The 9808-nt window shown below is 69.8% G+C and carries 12 protein-coding genes; 8 read left to right on the forward strand and 4 right to left on the reverse strand.

The window, feature by feature from the left end:
* The coding region (locus AC1D12_RS14640) for a WD40 repeat domain-containing protein (protein ID WP_477841146.1) at positions 1-250 on the forward strand (250 nt) is incomplete at its 5' end.
* A gap of 10 nt (positions 251-260) precedes the next feature.
* Positions 261-896 carry an HD domain-containing protein gene (locus AC1D12_RS14645; RefSeq protein ID WP_477841148.1) on the forward strand — a complete coding sequence of 212 codons (636 nt, stop codon included), beginning with the start codon at positions 261-263 and terminating at the stop codon, positions 894-896.
* A 94-nt stretch (positions 897-990) separates the two neighbouring features.
* Here the strand turns inward: AC1D12_RS14645 and AC1D12_RS14650 are convergent, their stop codons facing one another.
* The 4 genes from AC1D12_RS14650 to AC1D12_RS14665 all read right to left on the reverse strand — a co-directional run bounded on the left by AC1D12_RS14650 (position 991) and on the right by AC1D12_RS14665 (position 3784).
* Entirely contained in the window at positions 991-1788 is a 798-nt protein-coding gene (locus AC1D12_RS14650) for a bestrophin-like domain (RefSeq protein ID WP_477841150.1), read from the reverse strand.
* A gap of 94 nt (positions 1789-1882) precedes the next feature.
* Positions 1883-2305 carry a thioredoxin TrxC gene (gene trxC / locus AC1D12_RS14655; protein ID WP_047504939.1) on the reverse strand — a complete coding sequence of 141 codons (423 nt, stop codon included), beginning with the start codon at positions 2303-2305 and terminating at the stop codon, positions 1883-1885.
* Between the two features lie 87 nt (positions 2306-2392).
* Positions 2393-2989, reverse strand: a complete 597-nt coding sequence (locus tag AC1D12_RS14660) for an SIS domain-containing protein (RefSeq protein WP_047504940.1) — start codon at positions 2987-2989, stop codon at positions 2393-2395.
* 57 nt (positions 2990-3046) lie between these two features.
* Positions 3047-3784 carry a phosphatase PAP2 family protein gene (locus tag AC1D12_RS14665; protein WP_477841152.1) on the reverse strand — a complete coding sequence of 246 codons (738 nt, stop codon included), beginning with the start codon at positions 3782-3784 and terminating at the stop codon, positions 3047-3049.
* A gap of 237 nt (positions 3785-4021) precedes the next feature.
* On the opposite strand from AC1D12_RS14665, the gene AC1D12_RS14670 reads away from it, so the two are divergent.
* From AC1D12_RS14670 to AC1D12_RS14695, 6 genes are all read left to right on the forward strand, one after another.
* The gene (locus AC1D12_RS14670) at positions 4022-4360 is read left to right on the forward strand and encodes an H-NS histone family protein (RefSeq protein WP_477841154.1); all 339 of its coding nucleotides are present in this window, start codon (positions 4022-4024) and stop codon (positions 4358-4360) included.
* 224 nt (positions 4361-4584) lie between these two features.
* Positions 4585-5541 carry a sugar ABC transporter substrate-binding protein gene (locus AC1D12_RS14675; protein WP_052211616.1) on the forward strand — a complete coding sequence of 319 codons (957 nt, stop codon included), beginning with the start codon at positions 4585-4587 and terminating at the stop codon, positions 5539-5541.
* A 26-nt stretch (positions 5542-5567) separates the two neighbouring features.
* Positions 5568-7181: a sugar ABC transporter ATP-binding protein gene (locus AC1D12_RS14680; protein ID WP_477841156.1), complete on the forward strand. Its 1614-nt coding sequence runs from the start codon at positions 5568-5570 to the stop codon at positions 7179-7181.
* A 21-nt stretch (positions 7182-7202) separates the two neighbouring features.
* Entirely contained in the window at positions 7203-8210 is a 1008-nt protein-coding gene (locus AC1D12_RS14685; protein ID WP_052211652.1) for an ABC transporter permease, read from the forward strand.
* Positions 8207-9268: a LacI family DNA-binding transcriptional regulator gene (locus tag AC1D12_RS14690; protein ID WP_465113031.1), complete on the forward strand. Its 1062-nt coding sequence runs from the start codon at positions 8207-8209 to the stop codon at positions 9266-9268. The genes AC1D12_RS14685 and AC1D12_RS14690 overlap by 4 nt, the downstream gene beginning before the upstream one ends.
* Positions 9265-9808, forward strand: a 544-nt coding sequence (locus AC1D12_RS14695; protein WP_477841158.1) for a PfkB family carbohydrate kinase, incomplete at its 3' end; no start/stop codon positions are given. The genes AC1D12_RS14690 and AC1D12_RS14695, both read left to right, overlap by 4 nt.

The raw sequence follows: 9808 nt of genomic DNA on the forward strand, positions 1-9808 counted from the left end.
CTCAGGCGGGGCGTGGATCCCGGTGCGCAGCCTGCGTGCCCACCGTGCGGCGGTGCGCCGGCTGCGCGTGATCGGCGATGGCCTGCTCGCCAGCGCCGGCGAAGACAATCGTGTATGCGTCTGGCGCCTGGCCGATCAGGGCCTGTGCGCCGAGTCACACCATGAGGACTTCGCGACCGACGTGATGCGCGTCCCTGGCGGCTACCTCAGCTGCGCCTACGATGGGCGCATCATCTCGCACGCTCTTTGATGCCACTGCCGTGGACGATCTCTTTCCAGGCTGGCAGCGCGCGTGGGCATCGACCGGGCTGGCCGAGCCGTCGCGCACCTGCTTCGAGGCCCTGTGCAGTGCGTACGCCGAGCCGCAGCGGCACTACCACTCGCTGCAGCACTTGCGGGAATGCCTGGCGCAAGCCGATGAGATCGAGCGCCTTGCGCAGCGCCCGGGCGAAGTGCTGATCGCGCTGTGGTTCCACGACGCCGTCTACGACCCCCAGGCGCGTGGCAACGAGCGGCGCAGCGCCGACTGGGCGCGAGAGGTCATCACGCTGAGCGGGGACGCCGAAGCCGCCGCGCGAGTGCACGCGCTGGTGATGGCGACCGAGCACCATGCCGTGCCCGAGACGCCCGATGCCCAGGTACTGGTCGATGTGGATCTGTCGATCCTCGGCGCTCACGCCGCGCGCTTCGATGAATATGAGCGGCAGGTGCGCGAGGAGTACCTCCACGTGCCGGCGTTCGTCTACCGAATGAAGCGCCGCGCCGTGCTGCAAGGCTTCCTGTCACGGCCGCGGCTCTTCAACACGGATGCCCACCTTGAACGCCTGGAGGGAACGGCTCGCGCCAACCTGCGCCGCTCCATCGAGGCAACCGACCTCAGTCATCGGCCATCTTGATCGACAGCTCGACGTCCCACAGCAGCTTTCTCGGCTCGAGGGCCGCTCAGGCTTGAGCGGCAATCGCGCCCATCAGAAGGCAAAAACTGCACGGCTACTTCGTGGCAGCCTGCGCCGACCACCGTGCCATCGTCTGCATCGTCCGCTGGATCGGCTCGGGGCCGATGCTCTCCGAGCCGGCGAACGGCCGGTCCATCGCGGCGATGAAGAAGAACACCAGGCCGAACACGCCCGACAGCAGGCCCACCGCGGTGATGTTGAACGCAGAGCGCGGCAGCACGTAGGTCGTCAACAGGGTCAGCATCGTCGCCAGCACGACGACGCTCCACAGCGTGCTGGGCACCTGCGCCTCGCTGGCCTGGGTGCGTTCCCGGCGAGCCCGGATCAGTTCGTTGGTGCGTGCCCAGATCTCCGGCATCAAGGCCGCTTCGCGCGGCCCCGCCGGGTCGATGCGGCCGACCGCGCGAAACATGTCGTCGAGCAGGTCGCGCGCCTGCTCCGGCAGTTCGCCCCTGCGCATCGCGGCCCATTCCTGATCGACCACCACCGCGGCGTACTTCTGCAGCAGGTCGCGGGCCTGGCGCGCTGGCACGGTGTCGTAGACCACCAGGTCGCGCGCCAGCGCCGTCATCACGACGGCCTCGGTGCGCACCGCCTTCTCGGCCGAGCCGAACGACTCCCACACCGAGATCGCCGAGAACGCGAGCAGCAGCGAGTTGATGGTGGCGATCACGCCGAGCAGCGCGATCGCGAGGTTGCGGTCGCTTTCGGCGAACGTGACGCGGCACACGCGCTGGAAGACGGCGTAGCCGACCAGCCCGACCAGGACCCAGCCGCCGCTGATCAAGAGGCCGAAAAGCCAGTTCGGAAGGTCGTAGAGGGCCAGTGGCATGCCGCCACGATAGCCATGCACTCCGCGCTGAGCCATCAGCGAATTGCTGAAATGCCCCTTCGAATAACCCGCGAGTGGAACAGCGCCGGGCGGGCTACGCCACCTGCGAACGCACCCACGAGACGATTTCCTGCGCCGGCAGCGCACCGCTGCGGCGGGCCACCTCCTTGCCGCCGCGGAACAGCAGCAGCGTCGGGATGCTGCGGATGCCGTAGGCGGCCGCGCTGCGCTGCGCCGCCTCGGTGTCGAGCTTCGCGAAGCGCACGCCGGGCAGTTGCCGCTGCGCCGCCTCGAACTGCGGGGCCATCGAGCGGCACGGGCCGCACCATTCGGCCCAGCAGTCCACCAGCAGCGGCATCTCGTTGCCGGCCACGTGGCGCTCGAGGCTCGCATCGTCGACCTCGATCGGGTGCGCCGGCAGCAGGCTCTTGCCGCACTGGCCGCACAGCGGGTCGTCGCCCAGCCGGGCGTCGGGCACGCGGTTGCGGGTCAGGCAGTGGGGGCAGACTATTTGCATGGCAGAACTCCTGTCGAAGCCGCGGGCCGAGCGCCGGACCGCCCCAAGCCGGCCCGCATCCCCCTGGGGGATCGGTTGATGTACCCGTCAACCGAGGGGCTCATAGTTCTCAGGGAAGAAATGGCGCTCGATCAGCTCGATCAGGATGTGCAGCACCTTGATGTGCAGCTCCTGCACGCGGTCGGCATAGCGGCCGCCCGGCGTGCAGACGTAGACGTCGGCGAGCGCCTCGAACTCCGGGTTGCGCTTGCCGGTGAGGGCGATCACCGACAGGCCGTTCGCCTTCGCGGCGCGGGCGGCGCGCAGGATGTTCTTGCTGGTGCCGCTGGTGCTGATCGCCAGCAGGCAATCGCCCGGCCGGCCGTGCGCCTCGACATAACGCGAGAACACCTGCTCGTAGCCGAGGTCGTTGCCGACGCAGCTCATGTGRCTGGCGTCGCTGATCGCCGCGGCGCCGAGGGGAGGGCGGTCGTCGCGGTAGCGGCCGGTCAGCTCTTCGGCGAAATGCATCGCATCGCACATCGAGCCGCCGTTGCCGCACGAGTAGACGCGGCCCTTGCGCTCGAAGACCTGGATCAGCAGCGCGGCCGCCTGCTCGACGCTCGCGAGGGCGGGGCCGTCGGACAGCAGTGCGTCGAGCGCGCGCTGGGCTTCGCGCAGGTTGGATTGGATGTGTTCGATCATGTCGGGTGTTCCATCGGTGCATCTGGGGACGGCCAGCCCGTCCGCAATGCCCCGAGGTTAACCCTTGGCCGCGCCCAATTCGCCGGCAGCCGGGGCAATCCGACGCAGCCGGGGCGCATGCAGGGACAGCACGCAGACCGCCCAGCACACCCACGCGGTCCACAGCGAGTGGCTCAGGTAGTGCGCGCCGCGCATCACCTGCACCCAGGCGAAGACGCTGCCGCACGCCAGCGTGATGGCCAGCCAGCGGCGCGCGGCCACCGGGGCCACCCGGCGCAGCGCGAACCAGCCGGCGAGGAACGAGAACGCGGTCGACGCGTGGCCGGACGGGAAGCACTGGCCCGAGCCGCCGTCGCGTTTCCAGAACTGCCAGTGCGGCACGTAGTCGAGCACGTCGCCGCCGAAGCGGGYCAGGTCCCACGGGCAGCTGGTGGCGCTGTGGCGCTTGAGCAGCGGAACCAGGATCACGCAGGCCAGCGTGGTCGTCACCCACCAGACGCGCTCCCGCTTCGCCAGGCCGCGGGCGAACGGCAGCGGGCGCCAGATGCCGACCAGCAGCACGCCGAACAGCAGCCAGGCCGGCCAGCGCGCGGCATCGTGCAGCAGCGTGCCGGTGAGCCAGCGATCGCGCCACGCAAAGCCGTGGGCGTTGCCGAACCACGACGTGAGGGCCAGGTCGAGGCCGCTCAGGTCCCAGGCCAGCAGCACGGCCAGCGACAGCAGCACGACCATCAGGTCGGTGCGCAGCGGGGTGGGCGGCCGGGCTGGCGTGGCAGGAAAGGCGTGGGCGACCATGGGCAGCGATGCTCGCGACCCAGACTTAGGGCCGCCTTAGCTCGGGCACCCGGCGATCCGACCTTGTCAACTGCGTCACGCGGGATAAGCCATCCCCAAACCGTGTGATATGGTCGCGCCGCGCATGCCGCGGGGCTCAGCCCGTGGCGTGCAGCCTGGTCTCGGCGTACGAAGGAAAGTCGGTCAGACAAGAACCGGCACGGGAGGCGGCGCCTGTCGCAACTCATGGAAACTCCGATGTCGAAAACTCTGGCACAACTGAAAAAAGAGATCGCAACCCTCACGCGCGAAGCCGAGAAGCTGCAGCGCAAGGAAGTCGAAGGCGTCGTCGTACGCATCAAGGAAGCGATCGAGGCCTATGGCCTGACGGCCGCCGACCTGGGTCTCGGGGGCGCCAGGCGCGGCCCGAAGGCTGCCACCAAGAAGGTCGCAGCGAAGCGTGGTCGCAAGAAGGCGGGCGGTGACGTCAAGTTCCGCGACGAGTCCGGCAACGTCTGGGGCGGCCGCGGGCCGCGCCCGAAGTGGCTGCGTGATGCATTGGCCGCCGGCAAGCAACTGTCGGACTTCGCGGTCTAAAAAAGAAGCGCGATCCCTCGGTCGACGGGGACGTCGACCGATCCTCGGGTATTCCCTCTGGTCATTGATTTGCGATGAAATTCAAATAGCAAACGTTCGCGCAAACGTTTGCGTATGAAAACGACAGTCATAGCGACGAAAACGTGGTGCGAACGAAGTACTGTCCGGGCGGTTCATCGACCCGACGTCCGGGCAACAATCCACGCCTCGAGGAGACACTCGCAATGACGATCGCATTCCACAGCCGCCGCCGCAGCATCGCCGTGGCCGCCACGGCCCTGGCCGCCGGCTTCTTCCTGACCGCCGCCCATGCCGACGACGCCAAGCCGCGCGTCGGCCTGGTGATGAAGTCGCTGGCCAACGAGTTCTTCAAGAACATGACCGAAGGCGCGCTGGCCCACGAGAAGAAGCGCGGCGACTTCTCGCTGAAGGCCGTCGGCATGCAGTCGGAGACCGACTTCGACGCGCAGACCGCCGCGGTCGAGAACTTCGTGACGCAGAAGTACGACGTGATCGTGATCGCGCCGGCCGATTCGCGGGCGATGGTCGCGCCGGTCGCGAAGGCGCTGAAGGCCGGCATCACGGTCGTCAACTTCGACGTGGCGCTGGATCCCGCAGCGATGAAGAAGGCCGGCCTCGACCTCGCCTTCGTCGGCCCTGACAACCGCGCCGGCGCCAAGATGGCCGGCGATGAACTCGCGAAGGCGATCGGCCCGGGCGCCAAGATCGTCATCATCGAAGGCAACCCCGGCGCCGACAACGCGCTGCAGCGCAAGCTGGGCTTCGAGGACGCGGCCAAGGCCGGCAAGCTGAACATCGTCGCGTCGCAGACCGCGCACTGGGAGACCGAGGAGGCGAACGCCGTCTTCACGAACATCCTGACCGCCAACCCCGACATCAAGGGCGTGATGGTCGCCAACGACTCGATGGCGCTCGGCGTCTCGAAGGCGCTCGATGCCGCGGGCAAGTCCGGGCAGATCAAGGTGGTGGGCTTCGACAACATCCCGGCCATCCGCCCGCTGATCAAGCAGGGCAAGGTGCTCGCCACCGTCGACCAGTTCGGCACCGAGATGGCCGCCAACGCGATCGACTACGGCATCAAGTCGCGCAAGGACAAGCAGCCGCTGAAGGGCTGGGTCAAGACGCCGATCGAGCTCGTCACGGCCAAGAACCTGAAGTAAAACCGCGCTGTCCAGGGAGCCCGCGCGTGGACCAGCACGACAACAACATCACCGCCACCACCGCCACCGTCGCGCTCGAGCTGCAGGGCTTGACGCGCCGGCACCCCGGCGTGATCGCGCTCGACGGCGTCGACCTCACGCTGAGGCGCGGCGAGGTGCACGCGCTGGCCGGCGAGAACGGCGCCGGCAAGTCCAGCCTGATCAAGATCCTGTGCGGCGCCGACCGCCCCGACGCCGGCCGCATGCGGCTGTTCGGCGAGGCCTACGCGCCGCAGTCGCCGCTGGCGGCGATGCGCGCCGGCATCCGCGTCGTGCACCAGGAGCTGCACATGCTGGGCGAGCTGTCGGTGGCCGAGAACCTGCTGTTCGAGCGGTTGCCGCGCACCCGGCTCGGCCTGCTCGACCGCGCCGCGATGGACCAGCGGGCGCGCGAGCTGCTCGCGCTGGTCGGGCTGGACGAGCTGTCGCCGGCCACGCGCGTCGGCACGCTGGGCATGGCGCAGCAGCAGTTGATCGAGATCGCGAAGGCGCTGTCGAACCAGCGCGGCGGCGGGGCTGCGGGAACCGCGCGCATCGTCATCATGGACGAACCCACCGCCACGCTGACCCCGCGCGAGACCGACCGCCTGCTGGCGATCATCCGCAAGCTGCGCGACGACGGCGTCACGGTGGTGTTCGTCTCGCACCACCTGCAGGAGCTGTTCGAGGTCTGCGACCGCGTCACGGTGCTGCGCAACGGCCGGCACGTCGCGACGCAGCCGATGGCCGGCACCTCGACCGGCGAGCTGGTGCGGCTGATGGTGGGGCGCGAGCTGGTCGAGCGGCCGCCGCGCGTTGCGCCGGTGCTCGACGCGAACCAGCCCACGGCGCTGCGCGTCGAAGGCCTGCGCCACGCCGGCCGGCGCGAGCTGTCGTCCGAGGCCGCGCCGATCAGTTTCAGCCTGCGCTACGGCGAGATCGTCGGGCTCGCCGGCCTGGTCGGCTCCGGCCGCACCGAGACGCTGCGCGCGATCTTCGGCGCCGACCGCGCGGCCGCCGGGCAAGTCTTCCGCGACGACCGCCCGGTGCACATCGCGAGCCCGCGTGATGCGCTCGCGCACGGCATCTGCCTCGTCACCGAGAACCGCAAGGAAGAGGGCCTGGTGCTCGACATGCCGATCCGCGCCAACCTCAGCCTGGCGCAGCTCGGTGCGGTGTCGCGCGGCGGGCTGCTGAAGGCCGAGGCCGAGAACGCCGCCGCGCGCCACATGGCCGGCGAGCTGCAGATCCGGCTCGCGTCGATCGCGCAGCCGGTGCGCCAGCTGTCCGGCGGCAACCAGCAGAAGGTGGTGCTCGGCAAGTGGCTGCTGCGCGACCCGAAGGTGCTGCTGCTCGACGAGCCGACGCGTGGCGTCGACGTCGGGGCCAAGGCCGAGATCCATGCGCTGCTCGAACGCATGGCCGCGCAGGGCATGGCGGTGCTGGTGGTGTCGTCCGACCTGCGCGAGCTGATCGGCCTGTGCGACCGCATGCTGGTGATGAGCCGCGGCGTGCTGGTCGGCGAGGTGCCGCGCGCGCAGTTCGATGAAGAGGCCATCCTCGCGATGGCCTACTGTGAATACCTGGTGCGTCCGCAGCAAGCGGCACGTGCAGCGGCCTGAGGCATGGATGCGATGCAAACGATGAACCTGACTCCCCCGAAACCCGCCGGCAATGCCTCGGCGGGCGACCGCGCCGCGCTGGTGCTGCGCGAGGCCGGCATCGGCCTGGCGCTGCTGCTGCTGGTGGGCGTGTTCGCGCTGCTGTCGCCGATCTTCCTGACGGCCGGCAACCTGACGAACATCTTCACGCAGATCTCGATCAACGTGGTCCTCGCGGTCGGCATGACCTTCGTGATCCTGATCGGCGGCATCGACCTGTCGGTCGGCTCGGTGATGGCGTTCTGCGCGGTGGTGGCCGGCACGGTGCTGAAGCTCGACGGGCTCGAGCCGGCGGCGGCGATCCCGCTGGCACTCGCCGCCAGCATCGCGGTCGGCGCGGCCTGCGGGCTGGTCAACGGCGCGGTGTCGGCGTGGTGGGCGATCCCGTCGTTCATCGTCACGCTCGGCATGCTGAACATCGCGCGCGGCGCGGCGCTGCAATGGACGCAGGCGCGCTCCATCTACGAATTCCCCGACGCCTTCAACGACTTCGGCAGCGCCACGCTGCTGGGCGTGCCGGCGATCTTCCTGGTGGCGCTGGCGCTGGTGGCGGCCGGCTGGTTCGTGCTCAACCGCACCGTGTTCGGCCGGCTGGTCTACGCGATCGGCAACAACGAGGAGGCGGTGCGGCTGGCCGGCCACAACGTTCGCTTCCACAAGATCGCGGCCTTCGTGATCTGCGGCGCGGCGGTCGGCGTCGGCGCGGTGATCTACATGACGCGGCTGACGATCGCGAGCCCGATCTCGGGCATCGGCTTCGAGCTGAACGCGATCGCGGCGGTGATCATCGGCGGCACCAGCCTGTCCGGCGGGCGCGGCTCGATCATCGGCACGCTGCTCGGAGCGTGCATCATCGGGGTCCTGGCCAACGGCCTGATCCTGATCGGCATGAGCGACTTCCTTCGACAGATGGTCACCGGTTTCGTCATCATCCTCGCGGTGGTGCTGGACGTGCTGCGCGCACGGCTGGCGCAGCGTGCCGCGCGATGAACCACACCGAACGCAGCGGCGGCAGCGGCCGCGACGCGCGGGTGCCGGCCCGCCTCAGCACCATCAAGGACGTGGCGCAGCAGGCCCAGGTGTCGGTGACGACGGTGTCGCACGTGGTCAACGGCACGCGCTTCGTCAGCGAGGCGGCTCGCCAGCGGGTGCAGCAGGCGATCGAGGAGCTGCGCTACGTGCCGAGCGCGCTGGCGCGCAGCCTGAAGAGCAACCGCACCCACACCGTCGGGATGATGATCCCGAACAGCTCGAACCCGTATTTCGCCGAGATCATCCGCGGCATCGAGGACACCTGCTACGAAGCCGGCTTCAACGTGATCCTGTGCAACTCCGACGACGACCCGCTGAAGCAGAGCACCTACGTGCGCCTGCTCAGCGAGAAGCAGGTCGACGGGCTGATCGTGATGTCGTCCGGTGCCGATGGCGAGCTGCTCGACACGCTGCGCGACGCCAACATGCCGCAGGTGGTGGTCGACCGCGAGATCGACGACCTGGAGGCCGACCTGGTCGAGGTCAACCACGAGGCGGGTGGCGTGATCGCGACCGAGCACCTGCTGTCGCTCGGGCACCGGCGCATCGCCTGCATCGCCGGGCCGCAGACGCTCTCGTCGGCGCGCCAGCGCGTGCTGGGCTACCACCGCGCGCTGCGCGAAGCCGGCCTGGCGGTCGACGACCGGCTGCTGCGCAGCGCCGATTTCACGAGCGCCGGCGGCCATGCCGCGATGGTCTCGCTGCTGCAGGCCGGCGTGCAGCCGACCGCGGTGTTCGTCTCGAACGACCTGATGGCGATCGGCGCGGTCTGCGCGGCGGCCTCGCACGGGCTGCGCATTCCGCAGGACCTGTCGGTGATCGGTTTCGACGACATCGCGCTGTCGGCCTACAGCAACCCGCCGCTGACGACAGTCGCGCAGCCCAAGCACCGCACCGGCGAGCTGGCGGCGCAGCTGCTGATGCAGCGCATCGCCGACCGCGGGCGCGCGTTGCAGCGCGAGATCCTGCAGCCGTCGCTGACGGTGCGCCACTCGACGGGGCCGGTGCCCACATGACTCGGAACATCGTCGTGCTCGGCAGCGTGAATGCCGACCTGGTGCTGCGCTGCGAGCGCCTGCCGGCGCCCGGCGAGACGGTGCACGGGCGCGAGTTCAAGGTGCTGCCGGGCGGCAAGGGCGCGAACCAGGCGGTGGCCGCGGCGCGGCTGGGCGCGGCGGTCAGCTTCATCGGCTGTGTCGGTGCCGACGACCATGGGCGCGAGGCGCGCCGCCGGCTCGCGGCCGAGGGCGTCGAGCTCACGCACCTGGCCGACGTGGCGCAGCCCACCGGCGTCGCGATGATCCTGGTCGACGACCGCGGGCAGAACAGCATCGCGCTGTCGGCCGGCGCAAACGCGGCGCTCGGTGTCGCGCAGGTCGAGGCGGCCGCGGCGCAGATCGCGTCGGCGGCGCTGCTGGTGTGCCAGCTCGAATCGCCGCTCGCGGCGGTGGCGCGGGCGATCGCCATCGCGCAGGCGGCCGGCGTGCCGGTGCTGCTGAACCCGGCGCCGGCGCAGGCGCTGCCGGCGGCGCTGCTGCAGCAGGTCGACATCCTGG

It is taken from the genome of Rhizobacter sp. P1_G5, from assembly GCF_056405435.1.